Origin of the sequence: Streptomyces sp. BoleA5 (assembly GCF_000373665.1) — a bacterium.
Lineage (GTDB): Bacteria > Actinomycetota > Actinomycetes > Streptomycetales > Streptomycetaceae > Actinacidiphila.
The window spans coordinates 12,890-33,901 of the sequence record NZ_KB892093.1 but is presented as its reverse complement, the minus strand read 5'-3'; the positions used below and the strand labels follow the sequence as shown (position 1 = coordinate 33,901).

The following is a 21,012-nucleotide window of genomic DNA, read 5'->3' as shown; positions in this document are numbered from 1 at the left end:
TCGGCTTTGCTTGGCTTCTCGGTTTCCCGACTGCCTGAGCCGTCAGGCTCAGTGGGTCTCGGGACGAAGGACCTTGGTCCGGAGGACCGACTCGTTCAGGTTCATCTGACGGTCGAGCTCCTTGACGACCTCAGGAGTGGCGTTGAGGTCGATGACCGAGTAGATGCCCTCGGGCTTCTTCTTGATCTCGTACGAAAGACGACGACGGCCCCAGGTGTCGACCTTCTCGACCTTGCCGCCCGCGTTGCGGACGACGCCGAGGAAGTTCTCGATCAGCGGGGAGACAGCACGCTCCTCGAGATCGGGGTCGAGGATCACCATCACCTCGTAGTGACGCATGTGGAACCCACCTCCTTTGGACTCAACGGCCACGGCGTTTCCGTGGCAGGAGGGTTTGCATCGCGTCGCAACGGTATCGCGGCCCACCGACAAGGCCCGCGGCGTTCCGGGGATCGGTCCCCGGAGGCCCTGCGGGACCGTCGTGTGGGCCTGCACAGACACCGGTGCAGACGGTACACACTACCCGCCTCGTGGCTTCCGGTTGAAATCCGCCCTCGGAAGCCCGCAATCTGTACACATCGGGTGTGTCCGGCGCTACGATGCGCCACCTCTCCATCACGGAGGTGCCTCATGGCACAGGCAGTGCGACCCACGACCGGCAGCCGTCTCTACCAGCGAGTCCTCAGCACCCTCAACTCCGACGGCAGGCCCCACCCGGTCGAGAACACCCTGGCCGTCGTGACCCTCGTACTCGGCCTGGCCGCCGCCATCGCGGCGTTCTGGGACCACCTCCACCTGCTCAGCTCCTGGGCGGGGCTGGTGGGCATCCTCGTGGGCGCCTTCGGCCAGTACCGCTCCGCCACCACGGCAGAGCGCTTCTTCTTCATCATCGGCATGGGACTGGCCGCGATCGGCTTCTACCTCGGCATGGCCCACGGCGGCCTCTTCGGCGGCGTGGTGTCGTAGGCCGCGTCCGGCCCGGGCCCCGCCGTCGCCCGGCCGTCCACCCGGCACCCGCCGGGCGAAGCCGCGGACCGAGTTGTCCACAGCCCTCGTGGGGGCGTTCACCGTTCGCAGTAGGCTTCGGCGAAGTAATGCAGTCAGCAATGCCGTAGCCGCAGCGATGGGGAGCGCCCCGCATGAGCTTGACCCTGAGGACCATCAGTCGGGAACAGCACCTGGCGTACATCCAGAGCCTGCCCTCGGCAAGCCACTGCCAGGTTCCCGCCTGGGCGGACGTCAAGACCGAGTGGCGCTCGGAGAACCTCGGCTGGTTCGACGACAGTACCGGCGAGCTGGTCGGCGCCGGCCTGGTGCTCTACCGGCAGCTGCCCAAGGTGAAGCGCTACCTCGCCTACCTCCCCGAGGGCCCGGTGATCAACTGGTACGCCCCCAACCTGGAGGAGTGGCTGCGCCCGATGCTGGCGCACCTGAAGCAGCAGGGCGCCTTCTCCGTGAAGATGGGCCCGCCGGTCGTCATCCGCCGCTGGGACGCGGCCGCCATCAAGTCCGGCATCGCCGACCCGGACGTCAAGCGCCTGCGCGACGTCGAGGCGACGGTCATCGAGCCCCGCGCCTTCGAGGTGGCCGACCGGCTGCGCCGCATGGGCTGGCAGCAGGGCGAGGACGGCGGCGCCGGCTTCGGTGACGTGCAGCCCCGCTACGTCTTCCAGGTCCCGCTGGAGAACCGCAGCCTGGACGACGTCCAGAAGGGCTTCAACCAGCTGTGGCGGCGCAACATCAAGAAGGCCGAGAAGGCGGGCGTCGAGGTCGTCCAGGGCGGCTACGACGACCTTCCCGTGTGGCAGCAGCTCTACGAGGTCACCGCCGAGCGCGACCGCTTCCGCCCGCGTCCCCTCTCCTACTTCCAGCGCATGTGGCAGGTCCTCAACACGGAGGACCCCAACCGCATGCGGCTGTACTTCGCCCAGCACGAGGGCGAGACCGTCGCCGCCGCGACGATGCTCGTCGTCGGCCGGCACGTCTGGTACTCGTACGGGGCCTCGGCCAACCACAAGCGCGAGGTCCGGCCGAGCAACGCCATGCAGTGGCGGATGCTGCGGGACGCCTACGCCCTCGGCGCGAGCGTGTACGACCTGCGCGGCATCAGCGACTCGCTCGACGAGAGCGACCACCTCTTCGGTCTCATCCAGTTCAAGGTGGGCACCGGCGGGCAGGCTGCCGAATACCTGGGCGAGTGGGACTTCCCCCTCAACAAGCTGCTGCACAAGGCCCTCGACATCTACATGTCCCGTCGCTGACCCACGTGCACGTGCCCGACCGACCGCAGACACCTCAGAAAGGTCCCCGTTCCGGCCATGGCGCTCACCCTGTACGTCGACACCGCGCGCTGGCGTGCGCACCAGCAGTCCGTGGTGGAGCAGTTCCCCGGGCTGGTACCCGTCTGCAAGGGCAACGGGTACGGCTTCGGCCACGAGCGCCTGGCCGAGGAGGCGATCCGGCTCGGCTCGGACATCCTCGCCGTGGGCACCACGTACGAGGCCGCCCGGATCAAGGACTGGTTCGGCGGGGACCTGCTGGTGCTGACCCCGTACCGGCTCGGCGAGGAGCCGGTGCCGCTGCCGGACCGCGCCATCCGCTCCGTGTCCTCCGTGGAGGGCGTGCGCGGCCTGGTCGGCGCCCGGGTCGTCATCGAGGTCATGAGCAGCATGAAGCGCCACGGCGTCGGCGAGGACGACCTGGTCAAGCTGCACTCGGCCATAGACGACGTCCGCCTGGAGGGCTTCGCCATCCACCTGCCGCTGGACCGGACCGACGGCTCCGACGCGGTGGAGGAGGTCCACCGCTGGATGGAGCGGCTGCGCGCGGCCCGGCTCCCGCTGCACACCATGTTCGTCAGCCACCTGAAGGCGGGCGAGCTGACCCAGCTGCGCAACCAGTTCCCGCAGACCCGCTTCCGCGCCCGGATCGGCACCCGGCTGTGGCTCGGCGACCACGAGGCCACCGAGTACCGGGGCGCCGTCCTGGACGTCACCCGCATCGCCAAGGGCGAGCGCTTCGGCTACCGCCAGAACAAGGCGTCCGAGGACGGCCACCTGGTCGTCGTGGCGGGCGGCACGTCGCACGGGGTGGGCCTGGAGGCCCCCAAGGCCATGCACGGCGTCATGCCGCGCGCCAAGGGCGTCGCCAGGGCCGGCCTGGCCACCATCAACCGCAACCTGTCGCCCTTCGTGTGGGCCGGCAAGCAGCGCTGGTTCGCCGAGCCCCCGCACATGCAGGTGTCGATCCTCTTCCTGCCGGGCGACGTGGCGCCCCCGGCGGTCGGCGACGAGCTCGTGGCGCACCTGCGGCACACGACGACGCAGTACGACCGCGTCGTCGACCGCTGAGCCCCTCCCGGGGTCAGTGGGGCGAGGCCGGCGGCGCCGGGTCCACGCCCCACTGCACCGGGCGCGCCTCGCCGTAGCCCTCGCCGTAGCCCTCGCCGTAGCCCTCGCCGTAGCCGTCCTCAGGCCCGCCCTGCAGCGGCGCGGCGTGCCGCGGCTGGTGCGAGGGCCGCCCGAGCACGAACGCGTCCTGAGCCCCGTCCAGCACGCCCCCGGAGGGGTCGTCCGAGCCGTCCTGGCGGACCGGGTCGCGCTCGGGGAGGACGATGTCGCGGACGACGACCGCGCACAGGTACAGCGTCCCGATCAGGTGCGCCGCGATGGCCAGGTGGTAGCCGTCCTGCGGCAGGCCCTTGCTGTTGCCGCCCGTCGTGTACGCCAGGTACGACCAGATCCCGAGGAAGTACATGACCTCGGCGGCCTGCCAGATCAGGAAGTCCCGCCAGCGCGGCCGGGCGAGCGCCGCGAGGGGCACCAGCCAGAGCACGTACTGCGGCGAGTAGACCTTGTTCGTCAGGATGAAGGCGGCCACGACGAGGAAGGCCAGCTGCGCGAAGCGCGGGCGTCGCGGGGCGTACAGGACCAGTCCGGCCATACCCGCGCAGAACAGCAGCATCAGCGCGATGGCGTAGGTGTTCGCGGCGTCCATGCTGCTGTGGGTCTGCTGGGAGATGATCAGCCAGATGGAGCCGTAGTCGACGCCCCGTTCCTGGCTGAAGGTGTAGAACTTCGCCCAGCCGTCCCAGGCGAGCAGCATCACCGGAAGGTTCACCACGACCCAGGCCGCGGCGGCACCGCCCACGGCCGCGCCCCAGGCCTTCAGCTTCCCGGCCCTGAGGCACAGCAGGAACAGCGGCCCCAGCAGCAGCAGCGGGTAGAGCTTGGCGGCCGTCGCCAGCCCGATCAGGATGCCCGCGGCCAGCGGCCGGTTGCGCGACCAGAGCATCATCCCGGCCGCCGCGAGGGCGACCGCGAACAGGTCCCAGTTGATGGTGGCGGTCAGCGCGAACGCGGGCGCCAGCGCGACCAGCAGCGCGTCCCACGGGCGGCGCCGGCTGGTCCGGGCCGTGCAGACCGCGATGACGGCCGTGCAGACCAGCAGCATTCCGGCGTTGACCAGCCAGTACACCTGCTCCCGGTGCTGGATCGTGCCGCCGTGCGGGGTCAGCCAGGAGGCGACCTCCATGAAGAGCCCGGTCAGGACCGGGTACTCCAGGTAGCCCATGCCGCCGGAGACCGTGTCCGGGATGCGGTCGAAGTACGGGACCAGGTCGTCGGCGAAGCCCCGGCCGTAGTACAGGTGCGGGATGTCGGAGTAGCAGGCGTGGCTGTACTGGGCGTTCGCCCCGAAGAACCAGCCGCTGTCGTAGCACGGCACCTTCTGCACCATGCCCAGCGCGAACATCCCGATCGCGACCAGCACGACGACGCGCAGGGGGTTCCACCAGCCCCGCCGCCCCACGGCCGCGAAGCGGCCGAGCGGGCCGCCGATGACCTCGCTCCCGGCCACCGCGACCGGATCCTCGCGGGTCGGGGGCACGACCGCCTCGGCCTCCGAGGCCTCGTGGTGGGGGTCTTCGCGCACGATCGTCATGGGCCACATCCTGCCCTACATCCTTGTGCGCGGAGCGTCGGATCCCCACGGCGCCTCCCAGCCGCCCGGGAACGGCCGCGGCCGCGGAGGGCACGATGCCCTCCGCGGCCGCGGACCGACTGCTCTGCTCAAGGCGGGGCGGTCAACCGCCCGGGCCTCCGAGGAGCCCGCCGTTGCTGCCGTTGCCTCCGTTGCTCTTGCCGGTGGTACTGGACGACGGGCTCGACGACGGGGTCCCGCCCGTGCCGCCGTCCGTGGTGCCGCCGTTGTTGGAACCGCCGCCGTCCTGGCAGTCCCACTGCCAGGGCTTGCAGTTCCCGGACTCGGTCGGGGTCGGCGGTGCCTGCGGCCGCGAAACGGTGGGAGTCGGCGTCGAGGACGGCGTCTCGCTCGGGGTGACCGAGACCGAGGGGGTCGGCGACGGGGCGCCCTCCCCGTTGTGGATGTCGCCGATCTTCGGGGCGTCGGGGAAGCCGGTGTCGGGGCCCGTCACCGCCCCCTTCATGTAGGCGGTCCAGATCTCGGTCGGGATGTCACCACCGTGGATGGACTCGACGCCCGCCGTGCCGTTCATGGACATCAGACCGTGGGTCTTGGGGTTCTCACGGAACATCGCCACGGCCGTGGAGAGTTGCTGGGTGTACCCGACGAACCACGCCGACTTGTTGCTGTCGGTCGTACCGGTCTTGCCGGCCGCCTTGCGGCCGAGTTCCTTGGCGCGGAAACCCGTGCCGTTCTGGATCACGTTCTCCAGGACGTCGGTGACGTTGTCGGCCACCTCCGCCGGCATCACCCGGGAGACCTTGGGCTTGTCGAAGCCGTCCACCTCGGTCCCGTTCTTCTTCACCCACACGACCGAGTAGGGATCCACGTGCTTGCCGGAGGCGGCGAAGGTCGCGTAGGCGTCGGCCATGCGGATGGCGCTCGGGGTGGACGTACCGAGGGCGAACGAGGCGTTCCGGCCGGCCATGGAGGCCTTGAGGATGCCGGTCTTCTCGGCGACGTCGGCCACCTTCTCCATACCGACGTCCATGCCCAGCTGCACGAAAGGCGAGTTGACGGACTGCTCCATCGCCTTGCGCAGCGTGATGAATCCCCAGGGCTTCGGGCTCTCGTTCTCCTGGAAGAAGGGCGTGTTGTCCTTCTTCAGGACATACGTGCCGTCGTTGTTCTTGATCTTGATGTGGTCGTTGCCGTTGTACTGGCTCAGCGGTGAGATGCCCTCGCCGTCGGAGCGGTACGTACCGTACTCCATGGCCGCGGCCAGGACGAAGGGCTTCCAGGTCGAGCCGACGGGGACACCCTTGGTGTCGGCGTTGTTGGTGAAGTGGTTGTTCTCGAAGCCCGCGCCACCGTAGATGGCGACGATCGCTCCGTCGTCGGGCTTCACCGACGCGGCACCGAACTGGACGTACTTGTCCTTCTCCTTCTTCGGGTTGATGTTCGCCTTCTCGACCTTCTTGACAGCCTTCTGCAGGGCGTCGACCTTCTTCTTGTCGAAGGTCGTGCGGATCTCGTAACCGCCCCGGTCGAGCTCGGCGCGGCTGATGTCCGAGTGCGCCAGCACGTAGTTCTGGGCGGTGTCGACCAGGTAGCTGATCTGGCCGGTCATGCCCTTGGTCGCCTTGAGGCCCTGCGGCTCCGGGTACTCGCTGACGGCCTCGGTGTAGTCGTCCTTGCTGAGCTTGCCGTCCTTGTACATCTCACCGAGGATCCACTTCCACCGGCGCTCGGAGTTCTTCCGGTTCGACTCGGGAGTCGCGGTGGAGTCGATGCTCGTGGCCCCGGCCGGGTCGTAGTACGTCGGGCCCTTGAGCAGCGCCGCCAGGAAGGCGCACTGGCTCGGCGTGAGCTTGGAGGCGTCGACGCCGTAGTAGGTCTGCGCCGCCGCCTGGATGCCGTAGGCGCTCCGGCCGTAGTACGAGGTGTTCAGGTAGCCCTGGAGGATGTCGTCCTTCTCGAGCTTCGTCCCCACCTTTATGGAGATGAAGAGCTCCTTGAACTTACGGGTGACCGTCTGGTCCTGGCTCAGGAAGGTGTTCTTGACGTACTGCTGGGTGATCGTCGAACCACCCTGCGCCTGGCCGCCCCTCGCCATGTTGAACAGAGCGCGGCCGACACCCATGGGGTCGACCCCCGAGTCCGTCTCGAAGGTCTTGTTCTCCGCCGAGATGACCGCGTTCTGCATCGCCTTGGGGATCTCGGCGAGCCCCACGTTCTGCCGGTTGGCGCCGGTGCCCGTCGCCACCATGCGGGAGCCGTCGGCCCAGTAGTAGACGTTGTTCTGCGACTTGGCGGCGTCGTTCTCATTGGGGATGCCCACCATCGCGTACCCGACGCCGGCGACGGCGACCAGGCTTCCGAAGAAGAACAGGCACAGTCCGGAGACGAGCTTCCAGGACGGCATCCAGCGACGCCATCCGTCCTTCCCCCAACGGGGGTAGTCCACGATGCGCTTCTTCGGGGGCTGGCCCCCGCCACGCCCGCCCTGCGCGTCCGTGGCGGACCGACGGCGGCCGCCCTTCTGCGAGGACTGGGCGGCACGGCGTGCGGCGGCACGCCCCTGGTACGGCGGCTCGGCCCCCCGGGCCCGGCCGCCGGTGCTCGCGCGGCCCCCCGTACCCGCCCCCGCATCCTGGCGGGGGGGTTGTCCCATTCCCTGGCGCGGGCCGTAGCCCTGCCCCGAACCGGTTCCATGCGGCTGCGGCCTCGGCGGCCCAGCGGCCCGCCGACCGCCTGGCGGCGGGGGCTGCTGCTGCGCGCCGCGCCGGGCGGCTGCCCGGCCGTCGCCGGGCGACTGCGGCGGCTTGCGACGGTGCTCGCTCATGAACAGCTACTCCTAGGACAGGCGGAATCGCCTGAAAGCGGCAGTTGATTTCCGGTCCCCCCGGCGTGCGATACCCGCACTGCACCAGGGACAAGGACGCTCACTGAGGTCACACGGTTCCCGGTGCTCTGCATGGCGAACAGAGTACGCATGGTCAAAAGAGGTTCTAGCCAGATGTTCATCACATTCCGGGCGGTTGACGGTGAACAGATTTCGTGATGTGACGCCGGTCACCGTGAGCCGTCTTGCCGTACTCCGGAACTCGTTCTATCGTCTCGATGTATCGAGTCGATACATCACGGCGAGATAAGAGGCGACGACGGCACGGACGGGAGGGAGACGAGGGCATGAGCAAACGCTCCGGCATCCTCGAGTTCGCCGTCCTGGGCCTGCTGCGCGAATCCCCGATGCACGGTTACGAGCTGCGCAAGCGGCTCAACACCTCGCTCGGTGTGTTCCGCGCGTTCAGCTACGGCAGCCTCTACCCCTGCCTCAAGACACTGGTCACCCAGGGCTATCTGGTCGAGGAGACCGGCCCTGAACCCGATCCGCTCGCCGCGCCGCTGGCCGGCCGACGGGCCAAGATCGTGTACCGGTTGACGGCGGCCGGCAAGGAGCACTTCGAAGAGCTCCTCGCCCACTCCGGGCCTGACGCGTGGGAGGACGAGCACTTCGCGGCTCGTTTCGCCTTCTTCGGCCAGACGTCCAGGGACGTACGGATGCGTGTCCTCGAGGGGCGGCGCAGCCGCCTCGAGGAGCGCCTGGAGAAGATGCGCGCGTCCCTCGCGCGTACCCGTGAGCGGCTCGACGACTACACGCTCGAGCTGCAGCGGCACGGCATGGAGTCGGTGGAGCGCGAGGTCCGCTGGCTGAACGAGCTGATCGAGACCGAGCGGGCGGGGCGCGGCAAGCAGCCCCCGGCCGCTCCGTCCGCCGATGCCGAGCAGGACAACCAACAGGAAAACGGCGGACCCGGCACGCGCCGGGGACCCGCGTGACGATCAAACAGGGAGCAACCGGAATGGGTTCGGTTCGCGTAGCCATCGTTGGCGTGGGCAACTGCGCCGCTTCGCTGGTGCAGGGTGTCGAGTACTACAAGGACGCCGACCCGGCCAGCCGCGTGCCTGGCCTCATGCACGTGCAGTTCGGCGACTACCACGTGCGTGACGTCGAGTTCGTCGCTGCCTTCGACGTCGACGCGAAGAAGGTCGGTCTCGACCTCGCGGACGCCATCGGTGCCAGCGAGAACAACACCATCAAGATCTGCGACGTGCCGCAGAAGGGCGTGACCGTCCAGCGCGGCCACACCCTGGACGGTCTCGGCAAGTACTACCGCGAGACCATCGAGGAGTCCGCCGAGGAGCCGGTCGACGTCGTGCAGGTCCTCAAGGACCGCCAGGTCGACGTGCTCGTCTGCTACCTGCCCGTGGGTTCCGAGGACGCGGCGAAGTTCTACGCGCAGTGCGCCATCGACGCCAAGGTCGCCTTCGTCAACGCCCTCCCGGTCTTCATCGCCGGCACCAAGGAGTGGGCGGACAAGTTCACCGAGGCCGGTGTGCCGATCGTCGGTGACGACATCAAGTCGCAGGTCGGCGCCACCATCACGCACCGCGTACTCACCAAGCTCTTCGAGGACCGCGGTGTCATCGTCGAGCGCACCATGCAGCTGAACGTCGGCGGCAACATGGACTTCAAGAACATGCTCGAGCGTGATCGCCTGGAGTCCAAGAAGATCTCCAAGACGCAGGCCGTCACCTCCCAGATCCCCGACCGCGACCTGGGTGAGAAGAACGTCCACATCGGCCCCTCGGACTACGTGGCCTGGCTGGACGACCGCAAGTGGGCGTACGTCCGCCTCGAGGGCCGTGCCTTCGGCGACGTCCCGCTGAACCTGGAGTACAAGCTCGAGGTCTGGGACTCCCCGAACTCCGCTGGTGTCATCATCGACGCGCTGCGCGCGGCGAAGATCGCCAAGGACCGCGGCATCGGCGGCCCGATCCTGTCGGCGTCCTCCTACTTCATGAAGTCCCCGCCGGTGCAGTACTTCGACGACGAGGCCCGCGAGAGCGTGGAGAAGTTCATCCGCGGCGAGGTCGAGCGCTGAGCAGCGGCTTAACCCCCGTCACCACTCGTCGTACGACGCGACCGCGCAGGCCCCCGGGTATGACACCCGGGGGCCTGCGCGTCATGTGAGGCTGTGCGCATGCCCGTTGTCCGTGACCTCCGTGTGCTGCTGCGCTTCCGGGACTTCCGCCGACTGCTGGCGGTGCGGTTGCTGTCCCAGCTGTCCGACGGGGTCTTCCAGGTGGCGCTGGCGGCCTACGTGGTCTTCTCCCCGGAGAAGCAGGCCTCACCGGCCGCCATCGCCTCCGCGATGGCGGTCCTGCTGCTGCCGTACTCGCTTCTGGGGCCGTTCACGGGCGTCCTGCTGGACCGCTGGCGGCGCCGGCAGGTCCTTCTCCACTGCAACCTGCTGCGGGCGGCGCTCTCCCTCGGCACGGCCGTGCTGATGCTGCTGCACGTTCCGGACTGGCTCTTCTACCTGTCCGCCCTCTCGGTCACCGGCATCAACCGCTTCGTGCTCGCCGGCCTTTCGGCCGCTCTGCCCCGCGTCGTAGACGGGGAACGTCTGGTCATGGCGAACGCGCTCTCCCCGACCGCGGGCACGCTCGCGGCCACGGCGGGCGGCGGGGCGGCCTTCCTGATGCACCTGGTGGTGCCCGAAGGCGTCCGTTCCGACGTCATGGTCGTGGTGCTGGGCGCCGTCCTCTATCTCTGTGCCGGGCTGACCGCGCTCACCCTGGGGCGGGACCTGCTGGGGCCGGATCCGTCCCGCGTCCAGCCGCGGGTGGGCGAGGCGCTGCTCAGCACCTTCCGCGGCTTGGCGCACGGCCTGAGGCACCTGCGCCGGCGACCCCGCGCGGCGCGCGCCCTGGCCGCGATGACGGCGATGCGCTTCTGCTACGGCGGGCTCACGGTGACGGTGCTGATGCTGTGCCGCTACGCATGGTCGGGGTCCGACGGTACGGATCACGGCACGACGGACGGCCTCGCGCTCCTCGGCCTGGCGGTCGCCGTCTCGGGTGCCGGCTTCTTCACGGCGGCCGTCGTCACCCCCTGGGCCACGGGCCGCTTCGGCACCTTCGGATGGATCACCGTCTGCGCGGGTTCGGCGGCCGTCCTGCTCCCCGCGCTGGCGCTGCCCTTCGAGCCGGCCCCGGTACTGGCGGCGGCCTTCGTTCTGGGGCTGGCCACCCAGGGGGCCAAAATCGCCACGGACACGGTGGTCCAGTCCTCGATCGACGACGCCTACCGAGGGCGGATCTTCTCCATCTACGACGTGCTGTTCAATGTCGCCTTCGTCGGCGCCGCGGCCATCTGCGCTCTGGCCCTCCCACCGGACGGCCGCTCCGCAGGCCTCCTTCTCGGACTCTCGGCGATCTACGCCGCGGTGGCGTTCGGCACCGCCAGAACCCCGTGACGTTTCACGTGAAACATGGAGATAAATCCGACTCCACCTGTTTCACACGAAACAACCGCCCCGGCGGATGGCCTGTCCGGGACCGACTTCAACAACGTCGTGCTCTGCCTGCAGAGCATCACCAAGTAATGGGGTCGCCGTTATGGCCGAGGGGGTCATGTTTCACGTGAAACATGACCCCCTCGGTGCGTCCGACGCCCGGACGGAGTGCCCTCAGACCTGCGCGGCCCACCACTCCTTCAACGCGGCCACGGCGGCCTCCTCCCCCAGCGGGCCGTTCTCCAGACGCAGCTCCAGCAGGTGGTTGTACGCCTTGCCGACCTCGGGCCCCGGGGAAATACCCAGGATCTCCATGATCCGGTTGCCGTCCAGGTCCGGCCGGATCGCGTCCAGCTCCTCCTGCTCCTTCAGCTGCGCGATCCGCTCCTCGAGCCCGTCATAGGTTCTCGCCAGGGCCGCGGCCTTGCGCTTGTTGCGGGTCGTGCAGTCGGAGCGGGTCAGCTTGTGCAACTGGTCGAGCAGCGGTCCGGCGTCCCGGACGTAGCGCCGGACGGCGGAGTCGGTCCACTCCCCGGTCCTGTAGCCGTGGAAGCGCAGATGCAGCTCCACCAGCCGGGCGACGTCCTTGATGATGTCGTTGGGGTACTTGAGCTTGGTCAGCCGCCCCTTGGTCATCTTGGCGCCGACCACCTCGTGGTGGTGGAAGGAGACCCGCCCGTCGGACTCGAACCGCCGGGTGCGCGGCTTGCCGATGTCGTGCAGCAGGGCGGCAAGGCGAAGGACGAGGTCCGGCCCCTCGGTCTCCAGCGCCACCGCCTGGTCCAGGACGGTCAGCGTGTGGTCGTAGACATCCTTGTGGCGATGGTGCTCGTCCCGCTCCAGGCGCAGCGCCGGCAGCTCCGGGAGGACCCGTGCGGCCAGGCCGGTCTGCACCAGCAGTTGCAGGCCCTTGCGGGGGTGGTCGGAGAGGATCAGCTTGTTGAGCTCGTCCCGGACGCGCTCGGCGGAGACGATCTCGATGCGGTCGGCCATCTCCGTCATCGCCGTGACGACCTCGGGTGCCACCTCGAAGTCCAGTTGGGCGGCGAAGCGCGCGGCACGCATCATCCGCAGCGGATCGTCGGAGAAGGACTCCTCCGGGGTGCCCGGAGTACGCAGAAGCCGCTGTGCGAGGTCGCCGAGCCCGCTGTAGGGGTCGACGAACTCCGCCTCCGGCAGCGAGACCGCCATCGCGTTGACGGTGAAGTCCCGGCGGACCAGGTCCTCCTCGATCGTCTCCCCGTAGGAGACCTCCGGCTTGCGCGAGGACCGGTCGTAGGCCTCGGACCGGTACGTGGTCACCTCGATCTGGTAGCCGCCCTTGCGGCACCCGACCGTGCCGAAGGCGATGCCCACCTCCCAGACGGCCTCCGCCCACCCGCGGATGATCTTCAGTACCTGGTCGGGCCGGGCGTCGGTGGTGAAGTCGAGGTCGTTGCCGAGCCTGCCGAGCAGGGTGTCGCGGACCGAGCCGCCGACGAGGGCAAGCCGGAATCCGGCGTCCTGGAAGCGGCGACCGAGGTCCTCGGCCACCGGCGCGATCACGGGCGCGGACTTCAGGGTCTGGGGGGCGTTGTTGGCATTCGGCACAACAGAAAAGGGTACGTGCCCATGCGCCCCGCGGCGGACCGGTTTACCGGCTCCCGTGATCATGGCCGAGGCCTTCTCGCCCCCGGACTGTATCGATCTTGTGGCCCACTCACAGCACTTAGGGTCATCGAGCATCGTTACCATTCCAGGACGCACATCCGATGACGACGAGGGACGGCCAGCGCGTGGGCGAGGCGGCACAGCACCCCGGAGGAACTCCGGCCCGTTCGAGGCTGCGCCGGGCCACGGCGCTGCTCGTGGGCGCCACCCTCTTCACCGGCCTGGTCCAGGCCCGTACGGCCCCCGCGGCGTACGCGGAGACCTCCAGCGGCCGGACCGTGGACGTGTCGGTGAACTCGCTGTCCCCCACCGCCCCGGCCAAGGGCGACACCCTCACGGTGACGGGCACCGTCACCAACAGGAGCAAGCACACCGTCAGCGGCGCCCACGTCGGTGTGGAGATCGCGCCCCAGGGCCCGCTGGACAGCCGCAGCGCCATCAACGACGTGTCCACCAGTGCGCCCCACACCCTGGCCGACGGCGGGGAGATCGCCGGGCACACCGTCCCGGTCGACGACCTGCCCGCCGGCATCAGCCGCAGTTTCACCCTGAAGGTGCCGGTCAAGGATCTCGGCCTCGGCGCGGACGGCGTCTACCAGCTCGGGGTCTCCCTGACCGGGCAGACCCGTGACCGCGGCTACGACGAGTACCTCGGCATCGAGCGGACCTTCCTCCCCTGGTACCCCGACGGGGATGCCAAGCCGACCCGCTACACCTTCCTGTGGCCGCTGATCGACCGCCCGCACCTCGCCGTGCGCAGCGAGAGCGACGACCAGCAGAGCCCGATCTTCCTCGACGACGACCTCGCCGGGGACCTGGCGCCCGGTGGCCGTCTGCAGCAGATGGTGGCCCTCGGCCGGGATCTGCCCGTCACCTGGGTCATCGACCCGGATCTGCTCTCCACGGTCGACGCGATGACGCGCCGGTACCAGGTCGCCGGGCCCGGCGGTGATCTCGATCACACCACGGCGGGCACCGGCACCGAGAACGCGAAGCGCTGGCTGAGCAGCCTGAAGGAGGCCGTGGTCGGGAAGGAGGTCGTCGCGCTGCCCTTCGCCGACCCCGACATCGCCTCCATCGCCCACCGCGGCAAGAGCGTCCCCGGCACCCTCAACCACCTCAAGACCGCCACGGAACTCGCGACGACCACCGTCGAGGTCGTCCTCAACGGCCAGGTCATCCCGGACACGGACGTCTCCTGGCCCGTCGAGGGCGCCGTCGACCGCTCCATCGTCGCCGTGGCCACCTCAGCCGGCGCCGACAAGGTGATCGCCAGCAGCGACAGCCTCGGCGAGCCCGGCGACCTCAACTACACCCCCACCTCGGCGCGGCCCATCGGCGGGGGCACCACGGCGGTCGTCGCCGATTCCGGGCTCTCCAAGGCTTTCCGGGGCGACATGACGTCGGCCGGTTCCTCGACCCTCGCGATCCAGAAGTACCTGGCGCAGACCCTGATGATCACGCTGCAGGCGCCCGACCGGCAGCGCAGCGTCGTCGTCGCCCCGCAGCGGATGGCCAGGGCCTCGCAGGCCCAGGCCATGGCCCAGGCCATCACGGAGGTCGCCGGCAGCGGCTGGGCGGAGACCGCGGACTTCTCCGCGGCGGCGAAGGCCACCCCCGACCCGAAGGCCAACCGCAAGGTCCCCGGCACCGGCGCCTACCCCAAGCGCCTGCGCAAGCAGGAGTTGAGCACCGCGGCCTTCCGCCAGATCCAGGCGACCCAGGGCGAGCTCGACGACTTCATGGCCCTGCTGAGCAAGCCCGACCGGGTGCGGACCCCCTTCGGCAACGCGCTGATGCGCTCGATGTCCACCGAGTGGCGCGGCTCCTCCCACAGGTCGGCCGCCTACCGCACGGCCATCTCCGACTACCTGTCCGACCTGATGAGCCTGGTGTACCTGCTCCCCAAGACCGGGACGCTCACGCTCTCGGGCCGCAGCGGCACCATCCCGGTCACCGTGAAGAACGAACTCGGCCAGACGGTGAAGGGCCTGGAGCTGCGTCTCACCTCCAGCCAGGGCAACAGCCTCAACCCGGGCGACGCGCAGCCCGTGACCGTCGAGGGCGGCCACACCCGCTCCCTGAAGTTCGAGGGCACCGCCGCCCGCAACGGCCTGAACACGATCACGGCCCAGCTCTACACGGCCGACGGCGCCAAGTTCAGCACGCCCATCACCTTCCAGGTGGATGTCACCTCCATCACATCCTCCGTCATGCTGGTGATCGCCGCCGGGCTCCTGCTGCTCGTGCTGGCGGGTGCCCGGATGTACCACCAGCGCAAGCGCCGCGCGGCGTCCGGGGGCGGGGACGACGACGCCGACCCCTCCGGGGACGACGCCGACCCGTCGGACGACGGGGAAACGGGCGAGGACGAGGACGACGCCGGTGAAGGCACCATGGGTGACCGGGACGGCGTCCGTGACGAGCAGCCGGGTGACCTGGCGCCGGACACCTCCCCGGAAAGTACGGACCCGTCCGGGACGGGTGAGAAGGTGGACCGATAGCCAGCGAGCCATGGCCGATGAGGTGGGGCAGAGATGAACGCACCGTACGACGGTGAGCGCGAACGGGAAGCCGGGGACCGGTTCCCCGAGCAGCACCCTGCCGCGCCCGACCCGTACCTGCAGGACACCTACGCCCGCGATCCGTACCGGCGGCAGGATCCGACCGTTGAGGACCCGGTGGGCGAGGCGCTCTACGACCGCGCCGCGCATCCGCCGGCCCAGCCGCATGCCTACGGGCCGCCGTACGCTCACCAGGAGCCGTACCGCATGCCGTACGCCGACGACGCCAACACGCGGTACGTCGGCGTCGACGAGCTGGTCTCCAACGCGCCGGACGAGGACGGCAGGCCCGCCCGGCCGGACGAGTACGCCCACCTCTTCCGCGACGAGCCGGTGGAGACCGCCCCCCCGGAGCCCGAGCCCGCGGCGGCGCCCTCGGCCGGGAAGTCCGGCGGACGGGCCGGCAGCATCCTCAAGTCCAGCGCCCTCATGGCGGCCGGCACCCTCGTCTCCCGGGTCACCGGATTCCTGCGCACCCTGGTCATGGCGGCCGCGATCGGCGTCGGCACCCTGAACGACGGCTACCAGGTCGCCAACACCCTGCCCACGATGATCTACATCCTGGTCGGCGGCGGCGCGATCAACGCGGTCTTCATCCCGCAGCTCGTACGCGCCATGAAGAACGACGAGGACGGCGGGGAGGCGTACGCCAACCGTCTGCTCACCCTGGTCGCCGTCGGTCTGGCGGCCGTCACCGCCGTCTGTGTGGTCGCCGCACCGCTCTTCATCCGGGCGATGTCCCACGACATCGCCTCCGACCCGGTCAGGTTCGAGGTCGCGGTCACCTTCGCCCGCTACTGCATCCCCACCATGTTCTTCATGGGGGTGCACGTCGTGCTCGGGCAGATCCTCAACGCCCGCGGCCGCTTCGGCGCGATGATGTGGACCCCGGTCCTCAACAACGTCGTCATCATCGCCACCTTCGGCGCCTTCGTCTGGGCCTTCGGCTCGTTCACCAGCACCGGTGTCTCCTCGCAGACCATCACCCCCGAGGGCGTCCGCCTGCTCGGCCTCGGCACACTGCTGGGCCTGACCGTGCAGGCCCTGGCGATGGTCCCCTACCTGCGTGAGGCCGGATTCCGGATCAGGCCGCGGTTCGACTGGCGCGGCCACGGCCTCGGACACGCGGCGAAGCTGGCCAAGTGGACCTTCTTCTTCGTCCTCGCCAACCAGATCGGCCTGATCGTCCTCACCCAGTTCGCCACGGCGGCCGGTTCGACGGCCGAGCAGGGCGGCCACGAGGGCACCGGCATCACCGCCTTCAACTACGCGCTGCTCCTGTGGCAGATGCCGCAGGCCATCATCACCGTCTCCGTCATGACGGCAGTGCTCCCGCGGATCTCCCGCGCGGCAGCCGACGGAGACGCCGCCGCGGTCCGCGACGACCTCTCCTACGGCCTGCGGACCTCGGGCGTGGCCATCGTGCCCGCCGCCTTCGCCTTCCTCGCACTCGGCCTCCCCATCGCCACCCTGCTCTACAGCAGCTCCGGCGAGGGCGCGGTGAACATCGGCTTCGTGCTGATGGCCTTCGGGCTGGGCCTGATTCCCTTCTCGGTGCAGTACATCGTCCTGCGCGGCTTCTACGCGTACGAGGACACCCGCACCCCCTTCTACAACACCGTCATCGTCGCGATCTGCAACGCCACCGCGGCCGCCGCCTGCTACTTCCTGCTGCCCGCCCGGTGGGCGGTGGTGGGCATGGCAGCCGGCTACGGACTGGCCTACGCGATCGGCGTCGGAGTGGCGGTCAAGCGGCTGCGCAGGCGCCTCGGCGGCGACATCGACGGCAAGCGCGTCGTCCGCACCTACGCCAGGCTCTTCGGCGCGTGCATCCCCGCCGCAGCGGGTGCCGGGGCCGTCGTCTACGGTGTCTGGCACTCGCTGGGTCACGGCGCTGCCGCCTCGTTGCTGTCGCTGGTGCTCGGCGCCGCTGTGCTGGGCGGAATCTTCTTCATCGCCGCCAAGCGCATGCGCGTCGAGGAGATGACGGCCATGGTCGGCATGGTCAGGGGTCGGCTGGGCCGCTGACGGCGCGTACCGCGCAACCTTCGGGGGCCGTCGTGTGTCGTGCATAGCGGTGGACTGTTGGCACAATTGTCCTCGGCTGTGTTGTCAGATCTTGCAACGGATGGGGAGGCAGGAACGACGGTGGCGGAACGGAGCACGGCTGCCGTCGGAGTGGCCAACGAGGGCGGCGACAAGCAGCTCGCCGCCCAAGCGGAAAGTGCCACGGCCGACGAGGCGACGGACCGAAGCGAAGAGCAGGACGCGCCACAGCAGACCCCCCCGGAGGAGACAGCACCGACCAATTCCGAGCCGCCCGAGCTCCACAGCGGCCACAAGCTCGCCGGGCGCTACCGCCTGGAGGAGTGCCTCACCCGTGCTGACGGCTTCAGCAGCTGGAGGGCCGTCGACGAGAAGCTGCGCCGGGCCGTGGGCATCCACACCCTGCCCGCCGACCACAGCCGGGCCCGCTCGGTGCTGGCAGCGGCCCGCTCCGCGGCCCTCCTCGGCGACCCGCGCTTCGTGCAGGTCCTCGACGCGGTCGAGGAGAACGACCTCGTCTACGTGATCCACGAGTGGCTCCCGGACGCGCGGGAACTCACCACTCTGATCGCCGCCGACCCGCTGGAGCCGCACGAGGCCCACCAGATGGTCAACCAGATCTCCCAGGCCATGGCCGCCGCCCACCGCGAGGGCCTGGCCCATCTCCGTCTCGGCCCCGACGCGGTCCTGCGCACCGAGGCCGGCCAGTACCGCATCCGTGGTCTGGCGGTCGCCGCCGCGCTGCGCGGCATCTCCTCGGAGCGCCCGCAGCGCGAGGACACCGAGGCCATCGGGGCCCTCCTGTACGCCTCGCTCACCCAGCGCTGGCCGTACCCGAAGGACGAGCACGGGCTCACCGGCCTCCCCAAGGACGTCGGCCTCGTCGCACCCGACCAGGTGCGGGCGGGCGTCCACCGCGGGCTGTCGGAGGTCGCCATGCGCGCCCTCGTCAACGACGGGGCAACGGCCTCCCGCGAGCCGGAGCCCTGCACCACCCCCGAGGAACTGGCCAAGGCCGTCGCCGCGATCCCAAAGATCCGGCCACCCGAGCCGACCATGACGTCCTTCTCGCGCACCACGTACCAGCAGGGCTCCTACCGCCAGAACTCCGGTGGGCCCACGTCCCCCGGCGTCACGACGGTCCTCCCCTCCCCACCGCCGCCGGCCCTGCCCGGCCGCACCGGCAAGGCCCTCAAGTGGTCCGTGTCGGCCCTCCTCATCGTCGCTCTGGGCCTCGGCAGCTGGCAGCTCGCGGAGACGCTCATGGACCGCGAGCACCAGGCGAAGTCCGGTGGCACCTCCACGTCCCACAACACGGGCGGCGACGGGGGCAGCGACAACGGCGGCGCGAACCAGGTGACGCTGAAGCCGCTCCCCGTCCAGGGGGCGGCCGAGTACGCGCCCTACGGCGGGGCCCAACACCCGAACGACGTCGATGCCACGTACGACAACAAGACGTCCACGTACTGGCGCACGAACAGCTTCGCCGACGGCCCCGAATTCGCCCCCTCCGTCAAGAAGGGCGTCGGCATCGCCTACGACCTGGGAGCGGCGAGGAAGCTCGGCCAGGCGTCAATAGAGTTCTACTACGGCGGCGACCACACGACGGTCACCCTCTACGCGGCCGACTCGCTGGCCTCCACGGCCGAGCCGGGCCAGCTGAAGAAACTGGCCACCGTCAGCACCGACGGCAAGGCGGCGAAGCTGACGCTGAAGGCACCCGTGGAGACGCGTTACGTCGTGGTCTGGCTGACCGCTCTCCCCTATTCGGAGACCGACGGATACTCCGGCGCCGGCCACAAGCAAGCCATCACCAATGTGAGGTTCGAGGGGCAGTAGCCCCGCGGGGAGGGGGACGGTGGCCACGCAGGGCACGGGCGGGGAGATCAGCGACAGCGACCTCCTCGCCCGCCATGTCTCGGGGGACCCGAACGCGTTCGGGGAACTCGTCCGCCGGCACCGCGACCGGCTCTGGGCGGTGGCGCTGCGGACCCTGGGGGACCGCGAGGAGGCCGCCGACGCCGTGCAGGACGCGCTCGTCTCGGCTTTCCGCTCCGCCCACACCTTCCGCGGGCAGTCGGCCGTCACGACCTGGCTGCACCGCATCACCGTGAACGCGTGCCTCGACCGGGCCCGCAAGGCCGCCTCGCGCCGTACCGCCGCGGTCACAGACGAGAAGCAGTTCGAGGAACTGCTCGAACCGCACGAGTCCGCCGCCGCCCCCGCCGAGCGGGGCGAGCTGCACCGGGAACTGCTGCGGGCACTCGCGACGCTCCCGGTGGAACAGCGGGCGGCCCTGGTTCTGGTCGACATGCAGGGATACCCCGTGGCCGAGGCCGCCGCCGTTCTCGACGTGCCGGCGGGGACGGTCAAGAGCAGATGCGCCCGAGGCAGAGCACGGCTGCTGCCGCTCCTGTCCCACCTGCGGGACGTGCCGGGGAGTAGGGGAGATCAGGCAGGGGGAAGGAACCGGACGGAGAACGCATCCGTCCCAGAGACGGAGGCCCGGCCGGGCCACGGCTTCACACAGGGCGGAGGTGGACACCCATGACGTCGACGACGGGTACGGACGAGCACCCCGAGGTCGCCGAGATCTCGGCACTCACCGAGGGCATCCTCCCGCCCGAGCGCTCGGCCGACGTCCGCGGGCACATCGACGGCTGCGCGCTCTGTGCCGACGTACGTGCCTCACTGGACGAGATCCGCGGGCTGCTGGGCACGCTGCCCGGCCCGCCGCGGATGCCCGCCGACATCGCCGGCCGGATCGATGCCGCGCTCGCCGCGGAGGCGCTGCTCGCCTCGTCCCGCGATGCCGATGTTTCACGTGAAACAGAAGCCGCGGGACCTCCTCGCGTTTCACGTGAAACATCCGCGCCGGTCGCCGGACGGCCTTCCGGCCGCGGCGCCGGCCCCAGCGGCCCCGGCCGCCCCGGCGCCCGATCCCGCCGCCGCTGGGGGAAGGCGGTCCTCGTCGCCGCCTCCGCGGCGGTCGTGGTCGGCCTCGGCTCCTTCCTCGCCCAGTCCACCTGGGACGCCGGGGGAACGGCCGACCGTCAGTCGTCGGCGGACTCCGGCGTGGGTGCCAAGGCTGACGCCGACACGCTCGGCGTGCAGGTACACGATCTGCTGACACGCGGCACGAGCAGCCGCCCGGAGAGCAAGCCCTCGCAACAGTCCCCGATGGTCGGTATGGAGAGCGCCACGCCGTCCTGTGTACTGGAGGCCGTGGACCGCCGGGAGGCCCCTATCGCCGTCCAACGGGGCAGGTACGAGAGCATGGACTCCTATCTTGTCGTGCTGCCGCACAAGGGCGACCCCGCACTGGTGGACGCCTACGTCGTGGACGCCTCGTGCACCAGCGCACAGCCGCCCGCCACGGGCACCCTCCTCCGTGAGGAGACATACCCTCGCTAGCGCCACGCCGACGGGAATGCCCGGACCGTAGGATCCGTTAGGCGGGATGA

Annotated in this window: 15 protein-coding genes; 11 read left to right on the top strand and 4 right to left on the bottom strand. The window is 69.9% G+C overall.

The window, feature by feature from the left end; translation table 11 throughout:
* Positions 1-48: 48 nt before the first annotated feature.
* Positions 49-339: a 30S ribosomal protein S6 gene (gene rpsF, locus B085_RS0108590; RefSeq protein ID WP_018558167.1), complete on the bottom strand. Its 291-nt coding sequence runs from the start codon at positions 337-339 to the stop codon at positions 49-51.
* A gap of 291 nt (positions 340-630) precedes the next feature.
* On the opposite strand from rpsF, the gene B085_RS0108585 reads away from it, so the two are divergent.
* The 3 genes from B085_RS0108585 (at position 631) to B085_RS0108575 (ending at position 3,350) form a co-directional block, all read left to right on the top strand.
* Positions 631-966, top strand: a complete 336-nt coding sequence (locus tag B085_RS0108585; RefSeq protein WP_018558166.1) for a hypothetical protein — start codon at positions 631-633, stop codon at positions 964-966.
* Between the two features lie 173 nt (positions 967-1,139).
* Positions 1,140-2,261 (top strand): lipid II:glycine glycyltransferase FemX, encoded by a 1,122-nt coding sequence (locus B085_RS0108580; protein WP_018558165.1) that lies wholly within the window; start codon positions 1,140-1,142, stop codon positions 2,259-2,261.
* Between the two features lie 57 nt (positions 2,262-2,318).
* Positions 2,319-3,350, top strand: a complete 1,032-nt coding sequence (locus tag B085_RS0108575) for an alanine racemase (protein WP_018558164.1) — start codon at positions 2,319-2,321, stop codon at positions 3,348-3,350.
* 13 nt (positions 3,351-3,363) lie between these two features.
* Here the strand turns inward: B085_RS0108575 and B085_RS0108570 are convergent, their stop codons facing one another.
* Entirely contained in the window at positions 3,364-4,941 is a 1,578-nt protein-coding gene (locus tag B085_RS0108570; protein ID WP_018558163.1) for a glycosyltransferase family 87 protein, read from the bottom strand.
* A gap of 142 nt (positions 4,942-5,083) precedes the next feature.
* Positions 5,084-7,348, bottom strand: coding sequence for a transglycosylase domain-containing protein (locus tag B085_RS0108565; RefSeq protein WP_018558162.1), 2,265 nt, complete (start codon positions 7,346-7,348; stop codon positions 5,084-5,086).
* 767 nt (positions 7,349-8,115) lie between these two features.
* On the opposite strand from B085_RS0108565, the gene B085_RS0108560 reads away from it, so the two are divergent.
* From B085_RS0108560 to B085_RS0108550, 3 genes are all read left to right on the top strand, one after another.
* The gene (locus tag B085_RS0108560; protein ID WP_018558161.1) at positions 8,116-8,766 is read left to right on the top strand and encodes a PadR family transcriptional regulator; all 651 of its coding nucleotides are present in this window, start codon (positions 8,116-8,118) and stop codon (positions 8,764-8,766) included.
* A gap of 23 nt (positions 8,767-8,789) precedes the next feature.
* Entirely contained in the window at positions 8,790-9,872 is a 1,083-nt protein-coding gene (locus tag B085_RS0108555; RefSeq protein WP_026250811.1) for an inositol-3-phosphate synthase, read from the top strand.
* 99 nt (positions 9,873-9,971) lie between these two features.
* Positions 9,972-11,249 (top strand): MFS transporter, encoded by a 1,278-nt coding sequence (locus B085_RS0108550; protein WP_018558159.1) that lies wholly within the window; start codon positions 9,972-9,974, stop codon positions 11,247-11,249.
* Between the two features lie 213 nt (positions 11,250-11,462).
* On the opposite strand, the gene B085_RS0108545 is transcribed toward B085_RS0108550, so the two are convergent.
* Positions 11,463-12,878, bottom strand: a complete 1,416-nt coding sequence (locus tag B085_RS0108545; protein ID WP_018558158.1) for a CCA tRNA nucleotidyltransferase — start codon at positions 12,876-12,878, stop codon at positions 11,463-11,465.
* A gap of 161 nt (positions 12,879-13,039) precedes the next feature.
* Between B085_RS0108545 and B085_RS0108540 the strand changes: the two genes are divergently transcribed.
* The 5 genes from B085_RS0108540 to B085_RS0108520 all read left to right on the top strand — a co-directional run bounded on the left by B085_RS0108540 (position 13,040) and on the right by B085_RS0108520 (position 20,962).
* Entirely contained in the window at positions 13,040-15,442 is a 2,403-nt protein-coding gene (locus B085_RS0108540) for a DUF6049 family protein (RefSeq protein WP_018558157.1), read from the top strand.
* Between the two features lie 33 nt (positions 15,443-15,475).
* Positions 15,476-17,530, top strand: a complete 2,055-nt coding sequence (gene murJ, locus B085_RS0108535; RefSeq protein ID WP_018558156.1) for a murein biosynthesis integral membrane protein MurJ — start codon at positions 15,476-15,478, stop codon at positions 17,528-17,530.
* Between the two features lie 120 nt (positions 17,531-17,650).
* On the top strand, positions 17,651-19,387 hold the full coding sequence (locus B085_RS0108530) for a protein kinase family protein (protein WP_018558155.1): 1,737 nt from the start codon (positions 17,651-17,653) through the stop codon (positions 19,385-19,387).
* 19 nt (positions 19,388-19,406) lie between these two features.
* Complete coding sequence (gene sigM, locus B085_RS0108525; RefSeq protein WP_018558154.1) at positions 19,407-20,099, top strand: RNA polymerase sigma factor SigM; 693 nt, start codon at positions 19,407-19,409, stop codon at positions 20,097-20,099.
* Entirely contained in the window at positions 20,096-20,962 is an 867-nt protein-coding gene (locus tag B085_RS0108520) for a hypothetical protein (RefSeq protein WP_018558153.1), read from the top strand. Before sigM ends, B085_RS0108520 begins: the two co-directional genes overlap by 4 nt.
* Positions 20,963-21,012: the final 50 nt, after the last annotated feature.